32 protein-coding genes are annotated in these 26,796 nt (G+C 65.2%); 13 read left to right on the top strand and 19 right to left on the bottom strand.

The genetic code is table 11. From position 1 onward, the window contains the following. Positions 1–114: 114 nt before the first annotated feature. Entirely contained in the window at positions 115–1,083 is a 969-nt protein-coding gene (locus AAC645_RS05225) for a GGDEF domain-containing protein (RefSeq protein WP_340314367.1), read from the top strand. Positions 1,084–1,278: 195 nt separating this feature from the next. After that, entirely contained in the window at positions 1,279–3,342 is a 2,064-nt protein-coding gene (locus AAC645_RS05220; protein ID WP_340314366.1) for an NAD(+) synthase, read from the top strand. A 70-nt stretch (positions 3,343–3,412) separates the two neighbouring features. Here the strand turns inward: AAC645_RS05220 and AAC645_RS05215 are convergent, their stop codons facing one another. Further along, positions 3,413–3,550 carry a hypothetical protein gene (locus AAC645_RS05215; protein WP_340314365.1) on the bottom strand — a complete coding sequence of 46 codons (138 nt, stop codon included), beginning with the start codon at positions 3,548–3,550 and terminating at the stop codon, positions 3,413–3,415. A gap of 230 nt (positions 3,551–3,780) precedes the next feature. Here AAC645_RS05215 and uvrA point away from each other — a divergent pair, with 230 nt between their 5' ends. After that, a complete protein-coding gene (gene uvrA / locus AAC645_RS05210; protein WP_340314364.1) occupies positions 3,781–6,837 on the top strand; it encodes an excinuclease ABC subunit UvrA in 3,057 nt (1,018 codons plus the stop codon). 111 nt (positions 6,838–6,948) lie between these two features. Beyond that, a complete protein-coding gene (locus AAC645_RS05205; protein ID WP_340314362.1) occupies positions 6,949–8,202 on the top strand; it encodes a hypothetical protein in 1,254 nt (417 codons plus the stop codon). A gap of 150 nt (positions 8,203–8,352) precedes the next feature. Here AAC645_RS05205 and AAC645_RS05200 read toward each other — a convergent pair whose 3' ends face one another. Together AAC645_RS05200 and AAC645_RS05195 are read right to left on the bottom strand one after the other, a co-directional pair. Beyond that, positions 8,353–8,538 carry a hypothetical protein gene (locus AAC645_RS05200; RefSeq protein ID WP_340314361.1) on the bottom strand — a complete coding sequence of 62 codons (186 nt, stop codon included), beginning with the start codon at positions 8,536–8,538 and terminating at the stop codon, positions 8,353–8,355. Beyond that, entirely contained in the window at positions 8,531–9,367 is an 837-nt protein-coding gene (locus AAC645_RS05195; RefSeq protein WP_340314360.1) for a hypothetical protein, read from the bottom strand. Before AAC645_RS05195 ends, AAC645_RS05200 begins: the two co-directional genes overlap by 8 nt. Before the next feature lie 337 nt (positions 9,368–9,704). Here AAC645_RS05195 and AAC645_RS05190 point away from each other — a divergent pair, with 337 nt between their 5' ends. The 3 genes from AAC645_RS05190 (at position 9,705) to AAC645_RS05180 (ending at position 10,817) form a co-directional block, all read left to right on the top strand. Continuing rightward, complete coding sequence (locus AAC645_RS05190; RefSeq protein ID WP_340314359.1) at positions 9,705–10,250, top strand: hypothetical protein; 546 nt, start codon at positions 9,705–9,707, stop codon at positions 10,248–10,250. Continuing rightward, positions 10,222–10,407, top strand: a complete 186-nt coding sequence (locus tag AAC645_RS05185) for a hypothetical protein (RefSeq protein WP_340314357.1) — start codon at positions 10,222–10,224, stop codon at positions 10,405–10,407. The genes AAC645_RS05190 and AAC645_RS05185 overlap by 29 nt, the downstream gene beginning before the upstream one ends. An 89-nt stretch (positions 10,408–10,496) precedes the next feature. Next, positions 10,497–10,817: a hypothetical protein gene (locus AAC645_RS05180; protein WP_340314355.1), complete on the top strand. Its 321-nt coding sequence runs from the start codon at positions 10,497–10,499 to the stop codon at positions 10,815–10,817. A gap of 227 nt (positions 10,818–11,044) precedes the next feature. Here AAC645_RS05180 and AAC645_RS05175 read toward each other — a convergent pair whose 3' ends face one another. The 3 genes from AAC645_RS05175 to AAC645_RS05165 all read right to left on the bottom strand — a co-directional run bounded on the left by AAC645_RS05175 (position 11,045) and on the right by AAC645_RS05165 (position 13,501). After that, positions 11,045–11,377 (bottom strand): hypothetical protein, encoded by a 333-nt coding sequence (locus tag AAC645_RS05175; protein WP_340314354.1) that lies wholly within the window; start codon positions 11,375–11,377, stop codon positions 11,045–11,047. Between the two features lie 241 nt (positions 11,378–11,618). Then, positions 11,619–12,686 carry an extracellular catalytic domain type 1 short-chain-length polyhydroxyalkanoate depolymerase gene (locus AAC645_RS05170; protein ID WP_340314353.1) on the bottom strand — a complete coding sequence of 356 codons (1,068 nt, stop codon included), beginning with the start codon at positions 12,684–12,686 and terminating at the stop codon, positions 11,619–11,621. A 320-nt stretch (positions 12,687–13,006) separates the two neighbouring features. Continuing rightward, a complete protein-coding gene (locus AAC645_RS05165) occupies positions 13,007–13,501 on the bottom strand; it encodes a hypothetical protein (protein WP_340314352.1) in 495 nt (164 codons plus the stop codon). A gap of 354 nt (positions 13,502–13,855) precedes the next feature. Between AAC645_RS05165 and AAC645_RS05160 the strand changes: the two genes are divergently transcribed. Next, positions 13,856–14,458 carry an SOS response-associated peptidase gene (locus AAC645_RS05160; protein ID WP_340314351.1) on the top strand — a complete coding sequence of 201 codons (603 nt, stop codon included), beginning with the start codon at positions 13,856–13,858 and terminating at the stop codon, positions 14,456–14,458. Positions 14,459–14,644: 186 nt separating this feature from the next. Here the strand turns inward: AAC645_RS05160 and AAC645_RS05155 are convergent, their stop codons facing one another. Both AAC645_RS05155 and AAC645_RS05150 read right to left on the bottom strand, forming a co-directional pair. Further along, entirely contained in the window at positions 14,645–15,490 is an 846-nt protein-coding gene (locus AAC645_RS05155; RefSeq protein ID WP_340314350.1) for an AAA family ATPase, read from the bottom strand. A gap of 306 nt (positions 15,491–15,796) precedes the next feature. Next, positions 15,797–16,465 carry a DUF6975 family protein gene (locus AAC645_RS05150; protein WP_340314349.1) on the bottom strand — a complete coding sequence of 223 codons (669 nt, stop codon included), beginning with the start codon at positions 16,463–16,465 and terminating at the stop codon, positions 15,797–15,799. Between the two features lie 187 nt (positions 16,466–16,652). On the opposite strand from AAC645_RS05150, the gene AAC645_RS05145 reads away from it, so the two are divergent. Continuing rightward, positions 16,653–17,183: a J domain-containing protein gene (locus AAC645_RS05145; protein ID WP_340314348.1), complete on the top strand. Its 531-nt coding sequence runs from the start codon at positions 16,653–16,655 to the stop codon at positions 17,181–17,183. Positions 17,184–17,301: 118 nt separating this feature from the next. Next, complete coding sequence (locus tag AAC645_RS05140; protein ID WP_340314346.1) at positions 17,302–17,649, top strand: response regulator; 348 nt, start codon at positions 17,302–17,304, stop codon at positions 17,647–17,649. 9 nt (positions 17,650–17,658) lie between these two features. Here the strand turns inward: AAC645_RS05140 and AAC645_RS05135 are convergent, their stop codons facing one another. The 9 genes from AAC645_RS05135 to pspA form a co-directional block, all read right to left on the bottom strand. Then, positions 17,659–18,618, bottom strand: coding sequence for a DNA topoisomerase IB (locus tag AAC645_RS05135; RefSeq protein WP_340314344.1), 960 nt, complete (start codon positions 18,616–18,618; stop codon positions 17,659–17,661). 39 nt (positions 18,619–18,657) lie between these two features. After that, complete coding sequence (locus AAC645_RS05130) at positions 18,658–19,083, bottom strand: SecDF P1 head subdomain-containing protein (RefSeq protein WP_340314343.1); 426 nt, start codon at positions 19,081–19,083, stop codon at positions 18,658–18,660. Beyond that, entirely contained in the window at positions 19,080–19,493 is a 414-nt protein-coding gene (locus tag AAC645_RS05125; protein ID WP_340314342.1) for a SufE family protein, read from the bottom strand. Before AAC645_RS05125 ends, AAC645_RS05130 begins: the two co-directional genes overlap by 4 nt. Before the next feature lie 140 nt (positions 19,494–19,633). Continuing rightward, positions 19,634–19,873 carry a hypothetical protein gene (locus AAC645_RS05120; protein ID WP_340314341.1) on the bottom strand — a complete coding sequence of 80 codons (240 nt, stop codon included), beginning with the start codon at positions 19,871–19,873 and terminating at the stop codon, positions 19,634–19,636. A gap of 20 nt (positions 19,874–19,893) precedes the next feature. Next, the gene (locus AAC645_RS05115) at positions 19,894–20,148 is read right to left on the bottom strand and encodes a hypothetical protein (RefSeq protein WP_340314339.1); all 255 of its coding nucleotides are present in this window, start codon (positions 20,146–20,148) and stop codon (positions 19,894–19,896) included. Between the two features lie 22 nt (positions 20,149–20,170). Continuing rightward, positions 20,171–20,434, bottom strand: coding sequence for a hypothetical protein (locus AAC645_RS05110; RefSeq protein WP_340314338.1), 264 nt, complete (start codon positions 20,432–20,434; stop codon positions 20,171–20,173). 115 nt (positions 20,435–20,549) lie between these two features. Further along, positions 20,550–20,930, bottom strand: coding sequence for an envelope stress response membrane protein PspC (gene pspC / locus AAC645_RS05105; RefSeq protein WP_340314337.1), 381 nt, complete (start codon positions 20,928–20,930; stop codon positions 20,550–20,552). 39 nt (positions 20,931–20,969) lie between these two features. Continuing rightward, positions 20,970–21,242, bottom strand: coding sequence for an envelope stress response membrane protein PspB (gene pspB, locus AAC645_RS05100; protein ID WP_340314336.1), 273 nt, complete (start codon positions 21,240–21,242; stop codon positions 20,970–20,972). A gap of 4 nt (positions 21,243–21,246) precedes the next feature. Further along, complete coding sequence (pspA, locus tag AAC645_RS05095) at positions 21,247–21,918, bottom strand: phage shock protein PspA (RefSeq protein WP_340314334.1); 672 nt, start codon at positions 21,916–21,918, stop codon at positions 21,247–21,249. 183 nt (positions 21,919–22,101) lie between these two features. Here pspA and pspF point away from each other — a divergent pair, with 183 nt between their 5' ends. Both pspF and AAC645_RS05085 read left to right on the top strand, forming a co-directional pair. Continuing rightward, positions 22,102–23,145, top strand: coding sequence for a phage shock protein operon transcriptional activator (pspF, locus tag AAC645_RS05090; RefSeq protein WP_340314333.1), 1,044 nt, complete (start codon positions 22,102–22,104; stop codon positions 23,143–23,145). After that, complete coding sequence (locus AAC645_RS05085; protein WP_340314331.1) at positions 23,142–23,894, top strand: glycosyltransferase family 25 protein; 753 nt, start codon at positions 23,142–23,144, stop codon at positions 23,892–23,894. The genes pspF and AAC645_RS05085 overlap by 4 nt, the downstream gene beginning before the upstream one ends. Positions 23,895–24,032: 138 nt before the next feature. On the opposite strand, the gene AAC645_RS05080 is transcribed toward AAC645_RS05085, so the two are convergent. Then, positions 24,033–24,599, bottom strand: a complete 567-nt coding sequence (locus AAC645_RS05080) for a urate hydroxylase PuuD (RefSeq protein WP_340314329.1) — start codon at positions 24,597–24,599, stop codon at positions 24,033–24,035. Positions 24,600–24,803: 204 nt separating this feature from the next. Between AAC645_RS05080 and AAC645_RS05075 the strand changes: the two genes are divergently transcribed. Continuing rightward, positions 24,804–25,433, top strand: a complete 630-nt coding sequence (locus tag AAC645_RS05075) for a superoxide dismutase (protein ID WP_340314328.1) — start codon at positions 24,804–24,806, stop codon at positions 25,431–25,433. A 29-nt stretch (positions 25,434–25,462) separates the two neighbouring features. Here AAC645_RS05075 and AAC645_RS05070 read toward each other — a convergent pair whose 3' ends face one another. Continuing rightward, positions 25,463–26,773, bottom strand: coding sequence for a methyl-accepting chemotaxis protein (locus tag AAC645_RS05070; RefSeq protein ID WP_340314327.1), 1,311 nt, complete (start codon positions 26,771–26,773; stop codon positions 25,463–25,465). Positions 26,774–26,796: the final 23 nt, after the last annotated feature.

The raw sequence follows: 26,796 nt of genomic DNA, 5'->3' as shown, positions 1-26,796 counted from the left end.
GATGTATCGAATCTCACGATATCTCCACGCACTGAGATTAGGGGTGTGACGGTGCGCGAAGAACGAATAGCCGCGAAATCAGCAGAACGCGATGAATGGCGCAGGCTGTACGACATGATCGGCAAGTTGCTGTTCGATCATGGGCTCGAGCCGTCTCCGGCCAATTTCGACCTGTGCCATCGCTATCTGTCGGGCCGCGACGGCGAGCTCAACGCGATGATCGACCGCGCCATCGCCAAGGACGGCAACCTCAGCGAAGCCGTCACTGCGGCGATCTCGGCCAAGCTCGACTCGGGGCTGTCGACCGACGAACTCTCGCGCATCGCCGTCGATGCGCAGGGCTATCTGGAGCAGATGTCGGCCATCCTCGCCCGCTCGGGCGACGACGCCCGCGACTATGGGGTTGCGCTCGAGAACGAGGCGGCTGGGCTGGTGAAGAGCAAGTCCCCGGTCGTGTCGGTGGAAACGCTGGTCGAGTTGACCCGCTCTATGATCGACAAGGCGCAGGCCGCCGAAGAGGATCTGCGCCGTACCGAGATGCAGATGAGCGCGATGCGCAAGGACCTGGCCGTTGCGCATCACAAGGCGAACAGCGATCCGCTCACCGGCCTGCCGAACCGGCGCGCGCTCGACCATCATCTGCGCAGCGCCTTCGAAAACGCCCGGCGCGCCGATTCGCCGCTGGCGCTGGCGATCTGCGACATCGACCACTTCAAGATCTTCAACGACACCCATGGCCACCAGATCGGCGACGAGGTGATCAAGTTCGTCGGATCGTCGCTCGGCCGCTCGGCCAATGGCGACATCTTCGTCGCGCGTTATGGCGGCGAGGAATTCGTGATGGTGTTCGAGCGCGGCGCCGCCGCCCAGTCGATGGCGATCCTCGACAAGGTCCGCGCCGCGATCGCCGCGCGCGAGCTCAAGGTCACGCACACCGGTCAGTCGTTGGGGAGGCTGAGCTTCTCCGGCGGGGTTGCCACGCTCGACGCCAAGGATTCCCCGGGCTCGATCCTCAAGCGCGCCGACGCCGCGCTGTACAAGGCCAAGCAGGACGGCCGCAACCGCATCAACGCGGCCGAGTAATCCGCGCCTTTCCATGAAGTACGTCAGTCCGGCGGAGGCCGGAATCTCGTTCGAGCTTCGCGACCTTCAGTCCGTCCGTGCCGCCTGAGATGCCGGCCTCCGCCGGCATGACGTTCAGACCGACCTGATGCCTACCGTTGGCGCTCGCCGCCTCGTTCCTCTATGGGCAAGGCTACTTAGTTTGCGAGAGCCTCGATGTCCGGTGCCGTTTCCTTCCGTTCGATCCACAGCCATGGCCTGGTGCGTCTCGGGGCCGGCACTCCGTTGGCGAGCGCGGGCGACGTCGCCGCCAATGCGGCCGGGATCATTGCGCTGGCGCGGCAGGCGGATGGCGAAGGGGTCGACCTGCTGGTCCTGCCGGAACTCGCTCTGTCTTCCTATGCGATCGACGATCTCCATCTCCAGGATGCGCTGCTCGACCGGGTCGAGGCCGAACTTGCCGGGATCATCGCGGCCAGCGCCGATCTGGCGCCGGTGCTGCTGGTCGGCGCGCCGATCCGGCGCAACGGCCGGCTGTATAACTGCGCGGTGGTGGTCTCGCGCGGGCGGATCCTGGGGGTGGTGCCCAAGAGCTTCCTGCCCAATTACCGCGAATATTACGAGAAGCGCTGGTTCGCGCCGGGCTATGGGCTGCACGGCCTCGACATCGCCCTGTGCGGCCGGACCGTGCCCTTCGGCCCCGACCTGATCTTCGCCGCCGACGACCTCGCCGACTTCGTCTTCCATGTCGAGATCTGCGAGGATTATTGGGCGCCGCTGCCGCCATCCACCCAGGGGGCGATGGCCGGGGCGCTGATCCTGTGCAACCTGTCGGCCTCGAACATCATCATCGGCAAGGCCCGCGACCGGGCAGTGCTCGCCGCGTCGCAATCGATGCGCGCCATCGCCGCCTATTGCTACTCGGCCAGCGGGCCCGGCGAGAGCACCACCGACCTGGCCTGGGACGGCCAGGCGATGATCCACGAAATGGGGGTGATGCTGGCCGAATCAAGCCGCTTCGGCGACGATCCGGAGTTGATCATGGCCGATGTGGACGTGTCCCGCCTGCGCCTCGAGCGGCTGCGGATGGGGACGTTCAACGACTGCGCCACCGCCAGCGGCCATCCCGAGACGCGCTTTCGCCGCGTCGCCTTCACCCACCAGCCGAGCTTCGCGGATATCGGGCTCAAGCGGCAGGTGGCCCGCTTCCCGTTCGTGCCCGCCGATCCGCTGCAGCTCGACGCCGACTGCTACGAGGCGTTCAACATCCAGGTCGAGGGGCTGGCCAAGCGCTTCACCTCCACTTCGGGCAGCACGATGGTGATCGGCGTCTCGGGCGGGCTCGACTCGACCCACGCGCTGATCGTCGCGGCCAAGGCATGCGACCGCCTCGGCCTGCCGCGTACGGCGATCCTCGGTTATACCATGCCCGGCTTCGCGACCGGCGACGCGACCAAGTCCAATGCCTGGGCGCTGATGCGGGCGCTCGGCATCACCGCGGCCGAGATCGACATCCGCCCGGCCGCCCGGCAGATGCTGGCGGACATGGACCACCCCTTCGCCAGGGGCGAGCCGGTCTACGACATCGCCTTCGAGAATGTTCAGGCCGGCTTGCGGACCGATTATCTGTTCCGCCTGGCGAACCAGCATGGCGGCTTCGTGATCGGCACCGGCGACCTGAGCGAGCTTGCGCTCGGATGGTGCACCTATGGCGTCGGCGACCAGATGAGCCATTATGGCGTCAATTCCGGCGTGCCCAAGACGCTGATGCAATATCTGATCCGCTGGTGCGTGCAGACCGATCAGTTCGACGCCGCGACGGATGCGATCCTGACCTCGATCCTCGGCACCGAGATTTCGCCCGAACTGATCCCGGCGGATGCCAGCGGCGCGATCCAGAGCACCGAATCGAAGGTCGGGCCTTATGAGCTCAATGACTTCTTCCTCCACCATGTCATCCGGCTCGGGCTGAAACCGTCTAAGATCGCCTTCCTGGCGTGGCATGCGTGGAAGGATTCGGAGTCCGGGCTGTGGCCGGCGGGCTTTCCGGTGGAACTGCGCAACCGCTACGATCTCGCGACGATCCGCCGCTGGCTCGAGAATTTCCTGTTCCGCTTCTTCACGATCAGCCAGTTCAAGCGGTCGGCGATGCCCAATGGCCCCAAGGTGTCGGGCGGCGGCGCGCTATCCCCGCGCGGCGACTGGCGCGCACCCTCGGATGGCAACGCCAGGCTCTGGCTCGACGAGCTGGCGGCGGCGCTCGACGGGGTGGAGGACTGACACTGCCGACGTCGTCCGGCGGAGGCTGGGGCGACGCTGCTTCCAACTGCGCCGGATTTCTCGCATCTCCCTAATAGCCCAGCTCGGGCTTCGATCCCGACTGCATCGGATCGCCGATCATATAATCGACCGCCGCCAGCCCGAGGATCATGAAGATCACGACGATGATCGCGGTCTTGACGATCTCCTTCTTCTTCTCCGGATCCATATCGCTCCCGATCGCCCTGCCCCGCCCGGGGCGTAATGCCGCACCGCCGCAGGATTGCAGGGCGTGCCGCGTAAATCCAGCTTTTCCGGATGCCGGCGCTCGCGGGGTTGAGATATGTTGGTCCACCCACCAGATTGGGGGCAGGGCAGCGACTCGCGCCTTGCGCACCGCGAACAAATCTGGAACAAAATGCTGATGCTGACCCACATATCGAAGCGAGCGCTTGCGCGATGCTGACTCACATAAGCGTGCGCGGTGCGCGCGAACATAACCTCAAGGGCGTCGACGTCGATCTCCCGCGCGAGAAGCTGATCGTCATCACCGGCCTGTCGGGCTCGGGCAAGTCGAGCCTCGCCTTCGACACCATCTATGCCGAGGGTCAGCGCCGCTATGTCGAGAGCCTCTCGGCCTATGCCCGCCAGTTTCTGGAACTGATGCAGAAGCCCGATGTCGATCATATCGAGGGCCTCAGCCCCGCCATCTCGATCGAGCAGAAGACCACCAGCCGCAATCCGCGCTCGACGGTCGCGACCGTCACCGAGATCTACGACTATATGCGCCTGCTGTGGGCGCGCGTCGGCGTCCCCTATTCGCCGGCCACCGGCCTGCCGATCGCCGCGCAGACGGTCAGCCAGATGGTCGACCGGCTGATGCAGCTGCGCGAGGGCACCCGCTTCCTGCTGCTCGCCCCCGTGGTGCGCGGCCGCAAGGGCGAATATCGCAAGGAGCTCGCCGAATGGCAGCGCACCGGCTTCAGCCGGGTGCGCATCGACGGCGAGACCTATGAGATCGACGAGGCCCCGGCGCTCGACAAGAAATACAAGCACGACATCGAGGTGGTGGTCGACCGCCTGGTGATCCGCGAAGGCATCGAGACCCGGCTGGCGCAGAGCCTGGAGACGGCGCTGCGGCTCGCCGACGGGCTGGCCTATGCGGACCTGGTCGATACCACGGTGGCGGAGGCTACCTCCCCCTCCCTTTCAAGGGAGGGGCCGGGGGTGGGTGACGCGCGCGAAGGCTCGGCATCCCTGCGCGAGATGTCGGCCAAGTTCCAATATGCCGAGACGCTGGCTGGAGAGAAAGACTCACCCACCCCCAGCCCCTCCCTTGAAAGGGAGGGGGGGAAGATGAAAAACGCCGGCATCCCGCCGAACCGCATCACCTTCTCCGAGAAATTCGCCTGCCCGGTCTCGGGCTTCACCATCGCCGAGATCGAGCCGCGGCTGTTCTCGTTCAACGCGCCGCAGGGCGCCTGCCCCGCCTGCGACGGCCTCGGCGAGAAGCTCTATTTCGATCCGCAGCTGGTCGTCCCGAACGAGGCGCTGTCGATCAAGCAGGGCGCGGTCGTGCCCTGGGCCAAGTCCAACCCGCCCAGCCCCTATTATATGCAGGTGCTCAGCTCGGTCGCGCGCGCCTATGACTTCAAGCTCGATACGCCGTGGCACGACCTGCCCGAGGAGGTCCGCGAGGTCATCCTGCACGGCACCAGGGGGCGGGTCATCACCCTCACCTTCATCGACGGCCGCAAGAGCTATGACGTGCAGAAGCCGTTCGAGGGCGTGATCCACAATCTCGAACGCCGCATGCTCTCGACCGAGAGCGCGTGGATGCGCGAGGAGCTCAGCAAATACCAGTCCTCGGCGCATTGCGAGGTGTGCGGCGGCGCCCGGCTCAAGCCCGAGGCGCTGGCAGTCAAGATCGCCGGCGAGGACATCAGCATGTCCACCCGCCGCGCGGTCGGCCCCGCGCTCAAATTCTTCCGCGACATGCCGAAGCACCTCAACACGCAGCAGAACGCGATCGCCGAGCGCATCCTCAAGGAGATCGTCGAGCGGCTCGGCTTCCTCGACAATGTCGGGCTCGACTATCTCAACCTCGATCGCACCAGCGGCACGCTGTCGGGCGGCGAGAGCCAGCGCATCCGCCTCGCCAGCCAGATCGGTTCGGGGCTGTCGGGCGTGCTCTACGTCCTCGACGAACCCTCGATCGGCCTGCACCAGCGCGACAACGACCGGCTGCTCGTCACCCTCCGCCGGCTGCGCGATCTCGGCAACACCGTGATCGTCGTCGAGCATGACGAGGACGCGATCCGCACCGCCGACTATATCCTCGATATGGGCCCCGGCGCCGGCGTCCATGGCGGCGAGGTGGTCGCGCAGGGCACGCTCGACGACATCCTCGCCCATGAGGGCAGCCTGACCGGCGACTATCTCTCGGGCCGCCGCATGGTCGACGTCCCGAAGAAGCGCCGCAAGGGCAATGGCAAGAAGGTCACCGTCCACGGCGCGCGCGCCAACAACCTCAAGAACGTCACCGCGTCGATCCCGCTGGGGACGTTCACCTGCATTACCGGCGTCTCGGGATCGGGCAAGTCGAGCTTCACCGTCGACACGCTCTACGCCGCCGCCGCGCGCTCGCTCAACGGCGCGCGGGTGATCGCGGGCGCGCACGACAAGGTCACCGGCTTCGAATATTGCGACAAGGTGATCGACATCGATCAGTCGCCGATCGGCCGCACCCCGCGCTCGAACCCGGCGACCTATACCGGCGCCTTCACCAACATCCGCGACTGGTTCGCCGGCCTCCCCGAAAGCCAGGCGCGCGGCTACAAGCCGGGCCGCTTCAGCTTCAACGTCAAGGGCGGCCGCTGCGAGGCCTGCACCGGCGACGGCCTGCTCAAGATCGAGATGCACTTCCTGCCCGACGTCTACGTCACCTGCGACGTCTGCCACGGCAAGCGCTACAACCGCGAGACGCTGGAGGTAAAGTTCAAGGACAAGAGCATCGCCGACGTCCTCGACATGACCGTCGAGGACGCGGTCGAGTTCTTCAAGGCCGTCCCCCCGATCCGCGACAAGATGGCGATGCTGGCCGAAGTCGGCCTCGGTTACGTCAAGGTCGGCCAGCAGGCGACGACGCTATCGGGCGGCGAGGCCCAGCGCGTGAAGCTCGCCAAGGAACTATCCCGCCGCGCGACCGGCAACACCCTCTACATCCTCGACGAACCGACCACCGGCCTGCATTTCGAGGACGTCCGCAAGCTGCTCGAAGTGCTCCACGCGCTGGTCGAGCAGGGCAACACGGTGGTGGTGATCGAGCACAACCTCGAGGTGATCAAGACCGCCGACTGGGTGATCGACCTGGGGCCGGAAGGCGGCGTGCGCGGGGGCGAGATTGTCGCCGAGGGGACGCCGGAGCAGGTGGCAAAGGCGGAGCGGAGTTATACGGGACAGTATCTGAAGCCACTGCTGAAGCCCGGTGCCCGTAGCGCCGAGGCCGCTGAATAGCGGCATGCCGTCCGGAATCGTCGCGGAAGCTGGGGTGCGATAAGCCGGTAAGCGAAAGCAAATCGTATCGGATCGCTGGGCAAGGTCGAGCCATGCCGCTATAGTCGCGGGATGGTCCAGGCATCCGGTTTCGATCTGAACAATCTGGCATCGTTCAGCGCCGACATAGCCCGCTATGAGGATATCCAGCGGCTCGTCCGGCTGACCCAGCCGCCGATGTCCTTCGTCGATCAAGAGTTCGTCAAGGCTACGATCGACGCGCAGTGTAACCTTCGCGAGGCGGCCGAGCCGTTTGGCGGAACGGCGGCGATGATGCGCGCCTACGCTGAGCAACAGGCCCTGCTGGGGCCGGTGATCGAGGAGTATAATCGGGTTGGATTGTCGATCGACCAGGCGCTGCGCTGGCAGTCGACTATTGCAGACGCCGGTCTAGCGGAGATCATCAAGTCCTATCAGCAGCCGATCGATTTCTCCGCCGAAGTCGAGGCAATGCTTCGGACAGCGCGCGAGACGATCGGGGCAGGCGCGGCCTTTCGCGAGATCATCGAGCAGAGCCGGATCGGCATGACCGCCAGCCAACTCGCAGAACTGCATGGTACCGAGATCAAAATGTCGGTGCTCGCCGGTTTGCGCGGAACGGTCGGATCGGCGAGCCTCGCCTTCGACAGCGCGTGGCATGGGCTGTTGGGGGATTGGCGGGCCTACCCCGGTCTTCCGATCAGCTTCGATGAGGATATCTCCGAGCGCCAGCGACTCTATCGGAAGGCCGATGTCGATCCCGGCCTGATCGAGATCAAGCCGCCGGCGTTGGTCGAGGTCGTCGTCTCCAGCGGCCTGCTGGGCGGCGCGGTCGATGATGAAGGCACGGTCGCGACGATCTCCTTTGGCGGTGTGACCATGGCGATCCGGTCTTCCGAGAGCCGCAATGATGCCTATCGCGCGCTGGCGGTGTTCGAGGAGGAGATGCGCGTCTATCTCGCTGACCGGTTCGAAACGGTGGTCGGGCCCGACTGGTTCAAGGCGCGGATCGATCCGAAGATGGCCGAGAAGATGAAGGGGGTTCGAGCCGCCGCGCTCAAGGCGGGCGAAGTCGAGTTGCCCAAGCTATCCTATCTCGATCTCGGCGATTTGCTGACGATCGTCACGAACCGCGCCAATTGGCGCGAGGTGTTCGAGGACGTGTTCCGCAACAGGATACAGTTCCGAATTGATATGGAACGCTTGGTAGCGCTCCGGCGGCCGACGATGCACGCGCGACCAGTCGACGGCGTGCAGCTGTGCGAGATGATCTTGGTGATGAGTCGGTTGTCCGACGCGATGGACGATGATGGCCACTGGAAAACTGTCGCCGACAGCGACGACTGATCCGCGGCGCGCATTCGAGCGGCTTTGGAGATCACGGTGTCTTGGCGCTTCGGAGACGCTGCGCAGAATAAGATCGGCGCTCTTGGGGTGGACTGCGATCCACCGCCGCTGACGTGAACGGTGAGCCGAAAAAGTGACCCCTGGGGCTGCTCAGCCGATATTTAGAGCGCGGCCGATGTCGCGCAACGCCTGAGTGTCGCCTTCCTGGCGAACCGACTTGCTGCTGACGCAGCCGAAGCCGGTTTGGCTCGACTGATATCGATAGCTGGGCATGGAATCATTGGGGGACTTGCCACCTGGCGTAGTGTGCATTGGCTGGCCCCGACGGTTAGACATGGCCGGTCTCCTTAGGGTTAAACTCGCTGCCGTAATAGTGCTTTCGTTTTATCCAGCGAAATCCTTCATGCTTAGTTACCGTGGCAACATCCGTGCTACCGCCAACGATGTCTGCCCCCGGTAGGAAAGCGAAATAGCGCTTGGTCAGATCGACCAAAAAGTCGGCGAGATTTATAGCATCCTGAATAGGCATCGCCGCATGAACCAGCGGTGTCGCCGATCGTGCCTGAAGCTGCGAAATAAATTCAGCCTTTTGGTCCTCATTCATGCCGAGTTCATGCAGCATGTCGGTCAAATTGTTGTCGAAGCCGAGTAGCAGGCGGTTGATCGCCATCGGCTGGCCGGACCAAAAGACGCCATCATCCTGATCTTGCGGCGCCAGGAGGATCGGATCGTGCACGACGTTATCGGCGATCCATATCTTCCAGATCTCGTTTCGCAGACCATCCGACCCGATTCCTCCGATCCAAAATTCGAAGCTGTGCGGCGGCTGCGGTGCCGGATCGATGGCCGTGTAGCGATCACGCCAGAAGCCATGCGCCTTCTCGACGACCTCAGCTATTGTGTAGTTTTCTAGGTCAAGCTTAAGCGCCTCGTCCTTCATCAGGCAGCGCCGCAGATCTTTAGCCAGTGTGCTTATCGATGCGGGGCCCATGTGTCCCATGCCGCATGTCATTGCGACGATTGGCAACTTTTTATGAAGATTGAAGACTTTGTTACCGTGCTGCCAGACATTGATGACAGCGGCAGATCCGCCCGGTTCTTGACCTACGAGGGAGGAGGCTGAATCGGCGGCGAAGACGATACAATCGTACACCTTCACGGCCACGCAGACTGTCATAGTCGATCCCCTTACGGCCATGAATCGAAGTTCGAGTCAGCCGTCAATACGTATTTCGCACTGACGAGCAGGGCGCGTGATGGGATAGCCGCTGTCGAAGGCTGCGTGCATACGACTCGCAGTTTTTATTTCGGTATATAGAAGTTCGGAACATTTCAAGAACATAATTAGCAGGGCGCCAGTTTACTCATCTTCCGCCCCTCTCCCGCCCCATGCACCAGTTCCACCAGCAATTACGGTGACAGTCTACTTATCTCCACGTCGCCGCCCCTGCCAACCAGCAGCCGGCTAGCCCACCCGATCCGCTCAGGGCATAAGGGCGCTCATGTATCGCCCCGCCTTCGAAGCCGCGCTCCGTCTGTTCGCCGAAGTCAGCGATGCAATGCGGAAGGCTGGCCTGTCGGCACCGATCCTCGTCGGCGGGGCGGCCGTCGAACTCTATTCGGGCAGTGCGATCGTCACCGGAGATTTCGATCTGGTGACTGCGCGGCAGGAGGCATTCGAAGAAATCCTGCAATCCAATGGCTTCGTTCGCCCGTCCGGGCCAGGCATGGCAACGCGCGGCTGGGTTCATCCTGCGCTCAAACTCGGTTTTGAAATCGTCAGCGACCGGCTCCTCGATGGCAATGCCGATCGCAGCCGTGTCCGGCTGCTCGACGCCGGCGACGGAAAGCACTTCGCGGTCATCTCGATCGAGGATCTGATCGCCGACCGGATGGGCCAATATGCCTCGGGCACCGCCCGCGATTTGCTCGAACAGGCACGGACGCTGTATAAGCTCTCCGAACGCATCGATCGCAGCTATCTGGATCGACGCATCCGCGAGGAAACGGCAGGCGAATATGGGATCGACATCCTCCACGAGGGCTGAGCCGCCAGTCGAAACCCTGGCCGATTTCGCGCGCCGCCTTGCCACGCGGCGGGCGGCGATGCCGGGCGTGGAAGCGCCCCGCAACCCCGGCACGCGCCGCACCGCGAGCAAGCGCGCCCTGCTCGAAGCGATCGCGGCGAGCGGCGGTAGCTGGTAACGCGCACCGCACGCCGCAGAAGGTATCACCTCGCGCGCGGCTGTCCGAGATTGGATGCCTGGCGCCCATAACCATGCTAAGCCCCCGCCATGCTCAACACGAACAGGCTTGCCGGTGTCGTCGCCGTCGACGGACTCCACTATGAATGGGAACTCCGGCGCGAGCCGCAGTGGAGCGAGTCCGAAGGTTGGCAGGGCATGACCGTCGCGCTGCTGCAGAAGGACATGCAGCGCGGCGCCCTGCTCGAATTCCCACCGCCCAAACGCCTGCTGAAGGGCCTGCAGCGGGGTCGGCTCCAGATCAATGACGCCATCGTCGCGCGCGGCGTCCGCGCCGCCCTGCTCGCCGGGTGGGAACCCCAATCGCGCGGCAAGCCGATGTGGTTCATGGTCGACGCGGACGGCAACTGAGGGTCGGGACAGATACCAGAACCGCATCCATCGCCGATCCATATCCCCCGCCCGCGCGTGACGCCGCAACCGGCCATGCCGCACCTCTCCGTCTCGGAGATTGGCGATATGGCCATAGCGACGGCTTCGGGCGGCAACGCGCTGCGGATGGAGCTCGAAAAGAAAGAAAGTGGGAAGCTGAATTTGGGGAGCCGCGCCTGAGCTGGAAGCAACGCGGCGGCCGCCGGTCAGAGGGTGCTCGCCACGCCGACCAGTAAACAGGCCGTCACCAATGTTGCGACTTTGGCCAAGGATGCAGCCTCACCATAGGCCAGGATGCCCACGGCGATAGCGGCTAGCGGGATCGTTGCAGCAAGGATCGGCATCAAGGAGCTCAGGCCGACTCCCGCATGTGCAATTCGAGCCATTAGCCCTATCCCGAGCAAAAAGGCCGCTGCCGCTGCCAGGGTAGGGAGCGGTTGCGTCAACCCGCGCGTCATGGGCAACAGGAATATGCCCAGAACTTGAGCTCCGATTGAACCGAGCAACATGAGTGCGACGGCCGGTGAAATGCCTGTCATATCCTTCTCCTATGTTTCTCGGTGCAATATTTGGAGCATTGATGAAGACGCGAAATGGCTGTGTCAAACGACGCCCACCGCTCCCCCATCAAACCATCTCTATCACGCGAAACAGCAAGAGGACGGCTTCCTCCTCCCCATCCGTCATCCCGCACCTGATGCGGGATCCCGCCCCCCTTCCCGCCCCATGCAACCACTCCACCAGCACGAAGCTGATGATTTCAGCGTACCGCCGAACGCATCACCCGCCGCGGCCGATTGCTCGCCGGCGTGCAAGGAAAAAGCGGATCATCTCGCGCGATGCATCCGGGCCCGCCGGGTCGGTGTACGATCCTGCCGGCTTGCCGCCGGACCAGGCATGGCCGCCCCCATGCAAGGTCCAGTCTTCGAACAACACCTCGCCGGCCGAGGTCCGGTACAGCGTGCGCGTAAATTCCCGCCCGCCCGCCGATGTTCCTTGCCGCACCTGCCCGACGAGCGGACCCGCCTTCGACGGCGCGACGACGCCCCGGAAGCCGCGCGCATTATCGGGGTGGACGACCTTGTCCCGATCGCCGTGGAAAATGATCGTGGGTCGAGGCCGAGCGGTCTTGGCGGTCGGCGACCCTATGCCGCCGTTGCGCATCGCCGAAAGCGCGCCGGAGAGCGTGCTGACATTCCCGCTTGCCACCCCCGAATGAACGCCGACGGCCGCATAGATTTCCGGATAGGCCGCCCCGGTGATGGCGGCGGTCGTGCCGCCAGCCGAAATGCCGGCGATGTAGACGCGCCTTGGATTGGCGCGGCAGGCGGCGATCGCATGAAGCGTGAGCGCGGCGATCGCGGCGGGCTCGCCGCCGCCCCGCTTTTGATTCCTGGGCTGATGCCAGTTCCAGCAGCGATTCAGGTTCTTCGAAGCGGACTGTTCGGGGTAGAGAACGAGAAATCCCAATTCATCGGCGAGCGCATTCATTCCGGTTCCGGCTGCGAAATCCGCTGCCGACTGCGTGCAGCCATGCAGCATCACGACGAGCGGCATCCGGCGATGCGCGGACCCGCTGGGCGTGTAGAGTTTATAGGCGATCGTTCCGTGATCGCTTTGATATCGGCCTGCAATGAATGTGCCGGGCGCGGGCCGAGCGGGCCGACCCGGCGCACCTGCGCCGGGCGATCGAGCCCCGCCGACCGGCCTGGGCTTGGCCGCCGCGCGCTTCCGCTTAGGCTTGGACGCCGGCAGCAACATCTGTTGAAGGGCGAGCGCGGCAGACAGCGGGCCCCCCCGTCGGGAAAATCGCTGCGCCTTCAGCACCGACAGAAAAGGATTCTTCACGTTGAACTCCAGCCCGCCGAAGAACCTGATCGTGAACCCCATTGTTCCGTGATGCGCAGCTCGGCACTGTTTTTTAGTGTGCGGTGCAGCATTCTCTCTGCGAGGCAAGCTTGCAGCGGGCGAGCGGGAGAGATGAGGAGCCCTTTTCTCCTCTCACCTCGTCATCCCGCACGTGATGCGGGATCCCGCTGCCTTCACGAGCCACGTGAACGGCCGAGCGACGAACAGAAGAATCGGGATCCCAGCCTCCGCTGGGACGACGAAAAGGCAGGGACTTAGCGACTGCTCGACGGCAATGTCGGCGCAGCTTCTCCGCTTCACTATGCGGCGATCTTTCCCAGCTCTCCGCATATGTCGCTGCAGGCCATGTCGATGTCGAAGAACAGCAAGGTGCGGTACAGCGGCTCGTCATCCGACACCGGATCGCCGAGCTCGTCCCAGCGGCGCAGCCTCCCGAGACAATGTTTGGCGCAATCCCGCACCAGGCCGCGATAGGGCCAGTTGCACAGCACCAGCTCCATCGCCGCCCTGATCTCGTCGAAACTCTCCCGAACCGCGGCGGATTGGCGCGCGGCCACGCGCCCGAGCATGTCGAGATCCCCGGCGGGCAGATCGTTGAGCGCCAATGGCGTATCCAGCCGGCAGCGGATGAACCGCATCCACGCATCCTCGAAGGCGACGCCATATTCGGGCGCGGCGACATCGCAGATCAGCTCGTTGTGAAACCGCAGATAGGGTTCCTGCACGCGGAGCAACAGCCCGCCCGCAAGGGCGCGCTTCTTCCTGCCGCCGGTCAGCCGATCAAAAAGCCCCATGATGCCCTCCCCACCAAGAACCGCCGGGCGCGTCGCGCTTGCGGCGGTGTTGCCTATATGTTCTTGCATGTCCGAGGCCGGATTGCTAGCCTGATCGATCCTTGACGAAGCGAGCGCCCGTGCAGCCCTCTCCCGCCTGCCATTCGGCCACCCTTAGCGGCCGGCCCCGCCGCACAGCCGAGCCGTGCCGGCGCCTCGCACCCGCCCCGAAATCCGCGCCGCGACGAAAAAACAAAAAAACGAGCAGACAACCCCATGCACCCGGAAAAAGCTGCGAATGAGTCGCATCTAGGCGCGGAATCGCCATGGGCTGGCCCGCTTGCATCGCCGCGATGGCTTCGCCACCCTCGCCCGATGTGCAACGAATATTCCCGCAAGTTCGACCTCGACCTGCTGGTCGTCGCCATGCAACAGGCGGCGATCACGCTCGGCTTTCCCGAGTCCCGACCCAATCTCCAGCCGCTCGACAGCGTGCGGATCACCGATCCGAGCATCATCGTCCGCGCCGCGGCGGGCGCGCCTCCCCAGGCCGAGCTGATCACGCGCCGCTGGAGCTGGCCGGGGCCTTCGGGCAAGCCCGTCTATAATTATCGCGGCGAGGGCCGCGAGTTCCGCAACAGCGCTTCGCAGGGCCGCTGCCTGATCCCGGCCGACGGCTTCTACGAGTTCACCGCGCCCGCCGATCCGACCCGGAAGCGCAAGGACAAATGGTTGTTCCGCTGGAAAGGCGAGCCCTTGCTCTGCATCGCAGGGCTATGGAAGCGCGACCCCGGCGTCGGCGAGGCCTTCACGATGCTGACCTGCGAGCCCGGCCCCGATATCGCCCCCTATCACAGCCGCCAGGTCGCGCTGCTGCCGCGCGCCGCCTGGGCGGGGTGGCTCGACGGATCGACGCCGGCGCGCGAGGCGATCGGGCCGCTCCCGGCGGGAACGCTGAGCGTGGAGCAGGTGGGATGACCCCTCCTACCCCACCGTCATTCCCGCGAAGGCGGGAATCCATGGACGGCGGAACATGGTCCTTGGAGCGCACCCTTTCCGTGGATTCCCGCTTTTCGCGGGAATGACGGAGTGGAGTGGAATAGCGTGGGTGCGATGGCACCTGCGGGACGTCTGCCCTGCAAGGTTTCAGAAGGGCGCGCGCCCTCAGTTCCCCTGACGGCGCGCCAGAAACGCCAGCCGTTCGAACAGCATGATGTCCTGCTCGTTCTTGAGCAGCGCGCCGTGCAGCGGGGGAATCGCCTTTCTCGGGTCGCGCGACTGCAGCACCTCGAGCGGCATGTCCTCGGCCAGCAGCAGCTTGAGCCAGTCGAGCAACTCGCTGGTCGACGGCTTCTTCTTCAGCCCGGGGACCTCGCGGATCTCGTAGAAGATGTCCATTGCCTTGCTCACCAGCATCTTCTGGATGCCGGGGAAGTGGACGTCGACGATCGCCTGCATCGTCTCGCGCTCGGGGAATTTGATATAGTGGAAGAAGCAGCGGCGCAGGAAGGCGTCGGGCAGCTCCTTCTCGTTGTTGCTGGTGATGACGACGATCGGCCGCTCCTTGGCCGCGATCGTCTCGCCGGTCTCGTACACGTCGAACGACATGCGATCGAGCTCCTGGAGGAGGTCGTTCGGGAACTCGATGTCGGCCTTGTCGATCTCGTCGATCAGCAGCACCGGCAGCTCGGGCGCGGTGAAGGCGTCCCACAGCTTGCCGCGCTTGATGTAGTTCCTGATGTCGTGGACCCGCTCGTCGCCGAGCTGGCCGTCACGCAGCCGGGCGACCGCGTCATATTCGTAGAGGCCCTGGTGCGCCTTGGTGGTCGACTTGATGTGCCACTGGATCAGCGGCGCGCCGGCCGCGGCGGCGATCTCGTGCGCGAGCACGGTCTTGCCGGTGCCGGGCTCGCCCTTCACCAGCAGCGGCCGCCGCAGCGTGACCGCCGCGTTGACCGCCACCTTGAGGTCGGCGGTCGCGATATAGTTGCTGGTCCCGTCGAAGCGCACGCCGCTGTCTCCCGTTTGGTCCTGCGTCGGGCGATAATATGCTGCGGCGCGGCGGGCAAGACCATGAAATCCTCCCTCTCCTTAGAAGGAGGGCGATCGCATTCGGCTCTGGGCTTAAATCTCGTCATCGCGGACTTGATCCGCGATCCCGCTGCCTTTGGCCTGCGCGCAAACGGCCGACGAAAGAGAAAGCGGGGTCCCGGATCAAGTCCGGGAAGACGACATCCCGGAGGAGAGTTCCCGCTTCTCTTCGAACATCTGCATGGGCAGCCGCCCTCCCTTTCTAGAAGGGAGCAGGTCAGGGAATCACAGCCCGACGCGCGCCTCCGCCCTCGCCTCGAGCAGGTCCCACAGCCCGCGCTGCTGGACCAGCAGCTGCTGCGCGCCGAACAGGATCGCGCGCTCGACAGCCGGGGAACCGGCATCTTCGATAATCGCCAGGGTCTGGCGCGCCGAGGGAAGCGCCGGCGGGGTCAGGGTGACGCCGAAGCGCTGGGCGGCCGCGTCGATCACGCCGCGTGCGGCGCGCCAGTCGAGCACCAGCGCCAGCGCCGCACCCAGGGCGCAGCCATTGCGATCGGAGCGGCCGAGCATTTCCAGCGCGTGGCGCTGCCCCGCGACCGCTGCCTCGCATTCGGCATGGCCCGGCGTGCTGGGGATCGGCCCGGCCGCGACCACGGTGCGCATCAGATAGGCCCGCTCGGCGGCGAATCCTTCGGCCGCGGCATCGAGCCAGGCGCGGACGCCCTCGCTCGTCGGCTTCTCGCGGGCGAGGTCGATCATGCCGGGATGGCGGCCGTGAAGATCGGCGATGAAGTGCACCGCATCGGCCAGATCGCGCGCGGCCTCGCGGCCCCGGGCGAAGATATTACACGCTATATAGGGGTGGCTCCTGCCGCCTTCGTCACCGAGCAGCGCGCCAATCATCTCGGCCGCGCGCGGACGCGCAGCCTCCTGCAGAGTTCCATAAGCCATACGCAACATACCCCGAACACAACCGGACCCGTGATCGGCATGACAGCCGCCGCTCACCCGAATCGACCTAGCCCAGGTGCGGTAAATGTCGCGTTACGGATACCGAAATAATTTTCCGGTCGCGTTTCCGCAGGACCTGCGAATCGGCCATGGCCGGTTCAGTCCAAATTGGTTACAACGGCCGGCTATGGCGCGTTCTTCCTCTCGTTCGAATGACTGGGGCTTTCCCCGCTGGCGTGGCTATGGCGGTGAGCGCGGCGCGACCAAGGTGCGGCTGTGCGACCGGCATCACTGCGACAAGCCCGGCGACCGCCCCGCCCCGAAATCGCCGAACAGCCCCGAGCGCTGGTATTTCTGCGAGGAACATGCCGCCGAATATAACCGCAACTGGGACTATTTCGCCGGCCTGTCCGCCGAGGAAGCCGCCCAACGGGAATCGGACGAGCGGCGCACCTCGGCCGGCTATGCCGAACAAGCCCATTATAGCTGGGCCGGTCCGGGCGACGGCCGCTGGAGCCGCGACGAACTGCGCGCGTTCGAAACGCTGGAGCTGGAGGTCGATGCCAGCTTCGATGATATCAAGGCATCGTGGCGCCGGCTCGCCAAGGCCAACCACCCGGACGTGAAGCCGAACGACGCCGCGGCGGCGGTGCGTTTCCAGGCGGTGCAGGCCGCGTTCGAAATCCTGCGCCGCGCCGAGGAACGCCGACCGCGTTGACGAGTTTGCAGTCTCAGTCTTTCTGCCCACCTAAATCTGTGACATGACTGTCAGTAAGATCCCTGAGGCGGTCCGGGGATAAAGGGTCATCTATGCGGTCCCGGAAAGGAGACTATCATTGCGGATCTTGTGTGTGGACGACGACGGCCTGGTGCTCGCCGTGACGGCCGATCTGCTACGTGATCTGGGCCATGACGTGATCGAGGCGGCCGGCGGACACCGGGCCGCCCAGGCGATCGGCGACGGCGGCATCGACCTGCTGGTCACGGACATTCACATGCCGGGCGGACCAGACGGACAAGAACTCGCCGCGATGGCGCGCCGCACACAGCCTGATCTGCCGGTGATCTACTTCAGTGGGCTGGCGCATATCGTGCCCGTCGGCGTGAAGGACACCGTGCTGCACAAGCCGTGCACACTCGGCGAGCTGGAACTCGCTATCGACAATGTCGCCCAGGTGCACTGAGCCTGCCGCTCACAGCTGGCCAGTCAGCACGGCGAGGCTTGCGCGCTCGTTGGGGCGCAGCGCCCGCGGCTCGCGCGGCACCGTTTCGATCCAGCGCCCGGCTTTGGCCATCTCGATGAACGCCGGCGCGACATAGGATTTGCGGCACACCGCTGGGGTATTGCCGAGCTGGCGCGCCACCTCGTCGAGCATCGTCTTCACCGACGTCCGTCGGCCCCGCGACAGCATCCCGGCCGCGACCGCGCAGGCGCGCCAGGTCCGGAAGGTCTTGGCGGTGCCGGTGCCCTCGGTCAGTTCGCAGATCCATTCGTTGATATCGGCAGCCCGCACGCGCAGGCCGGAGCGCATCGAGAACAGCTGCCCCGCGCCCCCGCTCTTCAGTTCGGCAAGCGCCGCGGCGAGCGCCGCGTCGCGGCCCGATAGTTCGGCGCGGATGCCGTGCTTGCCGTAGAAGCTCAGCTGGATCTCGTCGCCCGTGATCCGGGCATGGCGATTGAGCAGCGTCGTCGCACCGTAGCTGCCGCGCGCCGCCGAATCGGCCGAACCTACCCGGATCGCGAAGCCGTCGAGCAGCCGTACCGCCGCGGCGCGGGCGCGTTCCCACGGGTCGTCGCTCTCGAGCGCCTTGCGCACCACCCTGCGCAGCCGCGGCAGGTGCGCGGCAAAGGCCGGCAGCCCGGCGAATTTCTCCTCGTCGCGCTGCTCTCGCCATGTGCCGTGATAGCGATATTGCTTGCGCCCCGCCGCATCGAACCCGGTCGCCTGAACCGGCGCCAGCGGATCAGGGTTGATCCACACCTTGCGCCACGCCGGCGGGATGCCCAGCGACAATATCCGCATGCGCGTCTCGACATCGCGGACTGTCGAGCCGTCGGGACCAATGAACCGCCACCCGCTGCCGCGCCGGATGCGGCTGATGCCGGGGCCGGAATCGACGGTATCGAGCTGCTCTAGTGGGGCGTGCTGCATGGAACGTGAACAACGCCGGTCGAGCAAAAAGGGTGCGTTTTACTCCCCGCCCAGATCGTCAGGCAGCGGGTCCTTGCCGGAGATTCGCCGCGCGATCACCTCGGCGTCGGTGAGGTTCCAGCGGCCGGGGATCTCGATGGTGCCGTCGGTCAGCGGTTTGCGGATCAGCTCGCCGCCGAGTGCCTTGCCGTCCAGCGCGACCAGCATCGGCTTGCCGACCAGCGCCGCCGTGATCTCGCCCAGCCGCTGGGCCGCGGGCGGCGTCAGCGTCAGCAGGATGCCGACCTTCTTGTTGATGTCCGGCAGCGCGCGCGCATCGAGGACCTCCGCCGGCGCGAAGGCTTGGCCGGCGATAGTGAGCTTGCCGGTTTCGAAGGCCTGTGCGGGCGCGGGTGCCGGCTCAGCCGCGCAGGCCTGCATCGCCACGGCCGCCGCCATCAGCGCGACTGCTACCCTGCGGTTCATGCGTAGCGCTCCGCCGTCGACTTGATCAGCGCGATCATGTTGGGGATCCCCTGGGTTCGGTTTGAACTGAGCTGGTTGCGCAAGTCGAATGGCTCGAGCGCGGCGGCGACATCGGCGCTGCGGATTTCGGCGGCGGGCTTGTCCTGCACGGTCAGCAGCACCAGCGCGATGATCCCCTTGGTGATCGCGGCATTGCTATCGGCCAGGAAATGCAGCGTGCCGTCTTCGCGGACGGTCGGATAAACCCACACCGCCGCCGAACAACCGCGCACCAGCGTCGCATCTGTCTTGAGCGCATCGGGCATCGGCTCCAGCGCCTTGCCGAGATCGATCAGCAGGCGGTAGCGATCGTCCTTGTCGAGGAACTCATATTCGTCGACGATATCCGAGAAACGCGCAGGCTCAGTCATGGCGCGAGCGCCTAATGCATTTTCTCTTCCCCGTCACCCCGGCGGAGGCCGGGGTCTGGATCGCCGAGGACGAAGTTGAGGTCGCGAACCTCAGCCGAGATTCGGGCCTCCGCCGGAATCTCGGGCGTTTGCCACGACATTTACAAATCCACGCCCGCTGCGATCGCCTCAAGCTTGCGGACGCGTTCCTTCAGATCGGCCAGTTCGATTCGGCCTGCCGGCGATGGCGCGCCCGGCGTCGGGGCATGTTGACGGCCTTCGAGCTTCAATCGCTGCAGGTCGAGCCAGCCGCGCCAGCCGCTCAGTGCGGTCCAGGCGAGGATGACGAGGCCGACCAAGCCTGCGCCGCTGATCGTCAACCAGAAGATCGGGTCCTGCATGGTCCTGCTCCTCTTCCTTTTCAGTCGCGGTGGCGGAGCGCTTCGATCTCGCGATCGAGCGTCAGGCCGCGGTCGTTTTCGGTGGCGATCCGCTCAAGCACCGCGACCCGCTCCTTGAGCATGCGCAGTTCCTCACGGAGGCGATCATTGTCGCCGCTGTCGGGGCGGACGAAATCTTCGCCCTTGTCGCGGCGGATCATGCCATATCTGGCGCGGTAGATACTGGCGATCGCGGTTATCGCGACGATCAGCACAACCATTTCGAACGGGTTCATCTCGGCTCTCCGAAACAGGAGGTCAGTTGATCGGTTGGTCGCGCAGCCGGTCGATCTCGTCGGCCAACACAGTCGAGCGATCGGTCAGGATACGTTCGAGCACCGCAACCCGCTGTTCGAGCCGCTCGGTCTTGGCCGCATATTGCGCGGCCTTCTCGGCGGTGTCGGCAGACATCGCGCCGATCTGCTTTTCCTTCATTGCCAGCCACTTCTTGGCAACGCTGGCCAGAATCGCCAGCAGGACCAAAATGAGCACCGCGAAGGGGAAGAGAGTTTCGGCGGACATGGCGTGCGATTCCCAAAGCTGGAGGCGATCATTATTTACACCGATGTAGGCCGGCCTTTCGACGAACGGCATCGTTGCTTCGATCAATGACATGAGAGGGCGAGTCGTGCCCCGCTCAGCGCAGGGCGTCGATCTCGCGGGCCAGCGCCGAATTATGGCTGGTCACATGCGTCTCGATATCGGCGATGCGGCGGTCGATGTCGCGGAAGCGGGCGCGGACATCGCGGACCGAGGCGCCGGGCCGGGCCCGCACCGTCTGCCAGAACTTGGTGTCCTCGCGGCTGCTGTCGTAGAATTCGCGGGGCTTGTCGTTGGCCAGCCAGTTGACCACCAGATAGCCGACGAGCACCCATGGGAAGGTCATGAAGGTGAGGATAACCGTCCCGACCCTGATCAGCGTTACGTCCAAGCCGGTATAGTCGGCGAGCCCAGAGCAGACGCCCAGCCATTTGCTGTTGCGCTTGTCGAGGTAGAATTTGGTACGGCGAGCGGACATTGCGAACTTCCCTTCCTGTCTGTCTGCGGCGGCCAGCGATCAGTTGTCGCGGCGCCAGTCGTCATCATGGCTGCGCTCGGTGGCCTGTCTGGGCCGCCAGTTCGGATCCTGGCTGTCCAGGATCCGCTCCAGCGTGCCCAGCCGCTCGTCGAGTCGACGCGCCATGTCGTGCATGTTGTCGAGCAGGCGCTCGTCCTCGACCGTCAGGCCGCCATTCTTCTTCCACTGGGTCACATAATGAAGGATCAGCCAGGGCAAGCCGATGAACAGGATTCCGACGACGAGCGGCGCGATGATGATATCGCTGTCCATCGGATCATACCCCCTTGCCTGCAGCCTTCGCCTTCAGCGCGGCGAGTTCGGCGTCGACCTTGTCGCTCGACCGCAGCTCGGCGATTTCCTCGTCGAGGGTCTTGGGCGCAGCGCCCATCCCGGCCGCATCGGCGCGGCCCTCGGCATAGTCGACCCGGCGCTCGAGCAGTTCGAAGCGCGAGAATGCGTCGTCGATCTTCGGGCCGGCATAGATCTCGCGCATCTTGGCGCGGTTGTTCGCCGATTCCAGGCGGGTGACGATGCTGTTCTGGCGCGCCCGCGCCTCGCGCAACTTGCCCTGCAGCTTGGCGATGTCGCCTTCCGACGCCTTGAGCGATTCGTCGAGCAGGGCGACTTCATCGTTCAGCTGGTCGGCCAGGTCTGCGGCCTTCTGCTTTTCGGTCAACGCCGCCTTGGCGAGATCCTCGCGGTCCTTCGACAGTGCGAGCTCGGCCTTTTCCAGCCAGTTGGCCTGGACGGTATCGAGCTTGCCGATCTGCCGGCGCAATTCCTTCTGGTCGGCGATGTTACGAGCCGCCGAGGCGCGGACCTCCACGAGCGTCTCTTCCATCTCGAGGATGATCATGCGGATCATCTTCGCGGGGTCCTCGGCCTTGTCGAGCATGTCGGTGACATTGGCGGCGATGATGTCTCGGGTGCGGGAGAAGATTCCCATTTCAAGCTCCTTGGTTACGCTCGGTATGGCGGGGCGGCGTTGCCAGTCGTGTTGCAGGCAGTCGTGTTGCAGGGACCGTGCCAATTCCAAAAACGGCGAAATAGCTGGATTTCCGGCATGCGCGCACCCTGCTGCGCGATTTTGTCATTGCCAAGTCTTGGGAAGTTTTGCCAACTCTCGGCCGTGGAACGCGAAGCGCAATTCATCGGCCAGTCCTATGCCTTTCTCGATTCGGTCGAGCGGGCGAGCCGCGCCGCCGGGCTCAACCGGCCGGTGCTGGTGGTCGGCGAGCGGGGTACCGGCAAGGAGCTGGTCGCCGAACGCCTGCACCGGCTGTCGCCGCGCTGGGCGGGGCCGCTGGTGACGATGAACTGCGCCGCGCTTCCCGAAACCCTGATCGAGGCCGAACTGTTCGGCCATGAGTCGGGCGCCTTCACCGGCGCGACCAAGGCGCGGCAGGGCCGCTTCGAAGAGGCCGATGGCGGCACGCTGTTCCTCGACGAGCTGGCGACGCTGTCGATGGGCGCGCAAGAACGGCTGCTGCGCGCGACTGAATATGGCGAGGTGACGCGCATCGGATCCTCGCGGCCGATCCGGGTCGACGTGCGCATCGTGGCGGCGACCAACGAGCATCTGCCCGAACTCGTCGACAAGGGCCGCTTCCGCGCCGACCTGCTCGACCGGCTGTCGTTCGAGGTGGTGACCCTGCCGCCGCTACGCGCCCGCGAGGGCGACGTGCCGGTGCTCGCCGATCATTTCGGCCGACGGATGGCGTCGGAACTCGGCTGGCCGCACTGGCCGGGCTTCGGCCCCGCCGCCGCCCAGGCGCTGGCCGACTTTGACTGGCCGGGCAATGTCCGCGAGCTTCGCAACGTCGTCGAGCGCGCGGTATATCGCTGGGACGATTCCGAACATCCCGTCGATGCGATCCAGTTCGATCCGTTCGACAGCCCGTGGCGGCCGGCCAGGACAGATCGCGGCGAGCGGGCGCCAGAAACCGGCGTCGCAGTGCCTGCTGCTGCCCCCCCAGCCGGCCCGGCTCCCGCAGCGCTGCACGACTGTGACGACTTCCGCGCGGCGGTGCTGATGCACGAGAAGGCGCTGCTCGAGGCGGCCCTCAAGCGCTGCCGCTTCAACCAGCGCGCGACCGCGCTCGCGCTCAAGCTCAGCTATGATCAGCTGCGCCACGCGTTGCGCCGCCACGACCTGCTCGACCGGTCCGGATGACCGCCGCCGACCGGCTCTTCGCCAGCTTCGACCGGCTCTATATCCTCAACCTGCCCGATCGCGCCGATCGGCGCCGCGAGATGGCCGGCGAACTCGAGCGGATCGGTACCTCGCTGCAGGATCCGCGAGTCAGGTTGTTCGAGGCGATCCGGCCGCGCGATGCCGGCGGCTTCCCCAATGCCGGTGCGCGGGGCTGCTTCCAGAGCCATCTCGCCATGCTGCGCGAAGCGCGGGATCTCGGCTGCCACGCGATCCTGATCGCAGAGGACGACTGCGACTTCGCTGCCGGCCTCGAGGCGCTGCTGCCTCCCGCACTCGACATGCTCGATCAGCTGGGGTGCGATATATTCTATGGCGGCTACCACTTGCCCGAGGGGCTGGGCGGCGCCGATCCGCTGGCGACGCCCTTGCTGCTCGCCGATTGCGCCATGCCGCTAAGGACCACTCACCTCATCGGTTTCGGCCGTAGCGCGATAGAAGGACTTGTGTCCTATCTCGAGGCGATGCTGAAACGCTCGCCCGGCAGCGCCGAGGGCGGTCCGATGCATGTCGACGGCGCCTATAGCTGGTTCCGGGCCAGTCGCCCCGACCTGACCACCTGGCTGGCCCGGCCGCAGCTCGGCCACCAGCGCCCGTCGCGCACCGACATCTCCCCGCCGGGTCCGCTCGACAGCCTTCCCGGGCCGCTGAGTCAGGCGGCGCGCTGGGCGAAGCGGATCTGGATGCGGCGGCGGTCGAGATCTCGGTAGAGGTTCCAGACTGCAACCCGTTCGCGACCTGAACTCCGTCTCCACGATCGAGATCCCGGCCGCCGCCGCGATGACGTCAAGAGAAAGGGCCGGAGGTTCGCACCCCCGGCCCTTCTTCCTGCAATGCTGCGCGGACGATCAGCCGAGATTGGCGTTGGTCATCGCATAGAGCATCGGGATCGACAGCAGCGTGTTGGTGCGCGAGAAGATCATCGCGGTCTTCGCTGCCTTCGCCTTGGTGTCGGCATCGGCCTCGACCAGGCCGAGTGCCTTCTTCTGCGCCGGCCAGATCAGGAACCAGACGTTGAACGCCATGATCAGCGCCAGCCACATGCCGATGCCGATCAGCCGATAGTCGGGCTGTAGCGTCAGCGCTTCGACCAGATAGCCGGTGACATATGCAACCGAGAGGCCGGTCAGCACCGTGAACGCCGCGCCCCAGCGGAAGAAGAACAGTGCCTTGGGCGCGATATATTTGGAGACACCGGGCTTCAGTTCGGCCGGTACCGACGGCATCGTCGGGATCTGCACGAAGTTGAAATAGTAGAGCAGGCCGATCCAGGTGATGCCGAAGAAGACGTGCAGCCAGCGCAGCACATAGTTAACGAGCAGCGTCTGGTCGGGGTGGATATAGGCGATCAGAGCGACTGCGGCGACGAGTCCGGCGACGAGCACCAGATGTAGATTAGCGAAAAACTTGTCCATGGCGTTCCCCTGCGGTTGCGTCCGCTCCCTTGGCCTGCGGATCGCTTCGGCGCGTACTGTAGGAATCCCGAGTTCGTTTGTCACATGTTATGATAAAGATCGGTGCTGCGGCCCGGAAATCCGACGAAATTTCTCGAAGGCCGGGACCTGCGCGGCCCGGCGCCCGTTGTGGCTCCATCCCCATCACGACCGAGGAGTTTCAATATGGCGTTCACGCTTCCCCCGCTGCCGTTCGACAAGACGGCGCTCGAACCGCTGCTGTCCGCCGAGAGCTTCGACTATCATCATGGCAAGCACCACAAGGCCTATGTCGACAAGGTCAATGGCTGGATCGACGAGAAGGGCCTCCGCGGAAAGTCGCTGGTCGAGGTGATCGCGCTCGCCAAGGGCAGCGGGGACAAGTCGCTGGCCAATAATGCGGGCCAGATCTGGAACCACGACTTCTTCTGGCAATGCCTCGCGCCCGCCGGCGCAACCAGGCCATCGGCTACCCTGGCCAAACTGATCGATGCCAGCTTCGGGTCGCACGAGACCATGATCGAGAAGCTGGCGGACGAGGCGGCCGGCCATTTCGGCAGCGGCTGGGCGTGGCTGGTGCTGGCCGGCGATGCGCTGAAGATAACCTCACTCCACGACGGCGACACCCCGCTCGGCCAGGACGGCATCAAGCCATTGCTGACGCTCGATGTGTGGGAGCACGCTTATTATATCGACTATCGCAACGAGCGGCCGAAATTTGCCGAAGCCGTGCTGGGGCAGCTGATCAATTGGGATTTCGTCTCGCAGAATGTCGAGGGCGACGCCGTGCGGCGCGGTGATCAGATGGCGGCGTAATCTCGCCGTCGCGCTTCGCAGCGAAGGCTTCAAGCCCGCCCGATCTCCTCCAGAAACCGGTCGAGCCGCTGCTGGAGGCGATCCGCGCCCGTAGTCAGCGAGCGGGCGATGCCGATCACCGCCTCCGAGCCGGTCGCCACGTTGTTGGCCGTCGCGCTTATATCAGCGGCCTGCAGGCGGATATGGTCGTTGGCCGCAGCCGCGTCGCGAACGCCAGCGCTGATCAGCTGCGTGGCAGCGGCGTTGCGCATCACCGCTTCGTCGATAGTCGAGGCAAGACCGACAAGCGCCGCCACCGCCGACTCGATTCCCACCTGGCCAGCGGCAACGCTGCCGACGCCGTTGCGCACGCTCATGATCCGATCGGCGACCTGCTGCGCCGCGGTGGAAGTTTGTCGGGCAAGCGCCTTGACCTCGGCGGCAACGATCGCGAAGCCGCGGCCGGCATCGCCGGCGCGCGCCGCTTCGATCGTCGCGTTGAGCGCGAGCAGGTTGATCCTTCGCGCGATGCGGTCGATCGCGCCGACCACCTCTCCGATCTCGCTGGCGGCGTCACTGAGCTGCCGGGCGCGCTGGCCGCCATCCTCTATCAACTGGCCGACCCGCGCCGTCGAGGTGCGCGCCTCCGCGACCTCGCCGCCAAGCGCATCGAGTTCGCGTGCGAGATGATGGCCCTGCGCGGCGATCTCCCCGACATTGTCGGCCGCCTGCGCCGCCGCGGCCATCACCGAAAGGCCCTTGTCGCCCGCATCGCCGGCCCGCCCGCTCATGTCGCGTGCGGCGCATTGCAGCTTGTCCGAGGCGCCGGCGATCTCATGCGACAGCAGCGACGCTTCGGCCCGCATTGCCGCCGATGCACCGGCGATCATGTGCAGCCGCGCCTGCTGCTGCGCCGCGGTCATCGCCTCTCGATCAGCTGCCATGCGCAGCAGCTTGCGCCCGCCGACCGCGCCCTTGAAGCGTCCGCCGTCGGTGACGATCAGAGCATCATGACCGTTGCCTTCCGAGATCAGCAGGAAGAAATGCGCAAGGCCCGCGTCGATCTCCGCCATGGGCACCATGCTGACGAACTCGTCCATCCGACAATATAGCGTGTCATTCTGCAGGAGAGCATGGCCGAACGGGTTGAGCAGCAGCTTGCGGATATCGCGTTCGAGCACGGCCCCGATGGGCCGGCCTTCCGCATCGACCACCGGCAAAGCTTCCAGTTCGGGCCTCGCCCGGAACAGCGCGATCACCTCTCGCAGGCCGGCGCTCGCCGCAATCGCCTCGGTCTCCAGGGCATCGCAAAGGACCCCATCCTGCAAAGGGCTTGGTCTCATCGCAGTGGCATGGATCATCATCGGCTCCTCGCGGGCCGATC

This window comes from Rhizorhabdus argentea (assembly GCF_037861105.1).
Classification (GTDB): domain Bacteria; phylum Pseudomonadota; class Alphaproteobacteria; order Sphingomonadales; family Sphingomonadaceae; genus Rhizorhabdus; species Rhizorhabdus argentea.
The sequence above is the reverse complement of the archived record's forward strand: the minus strand, read 5'-3'. Positions and strand labels throughout refer to the sequence as shown.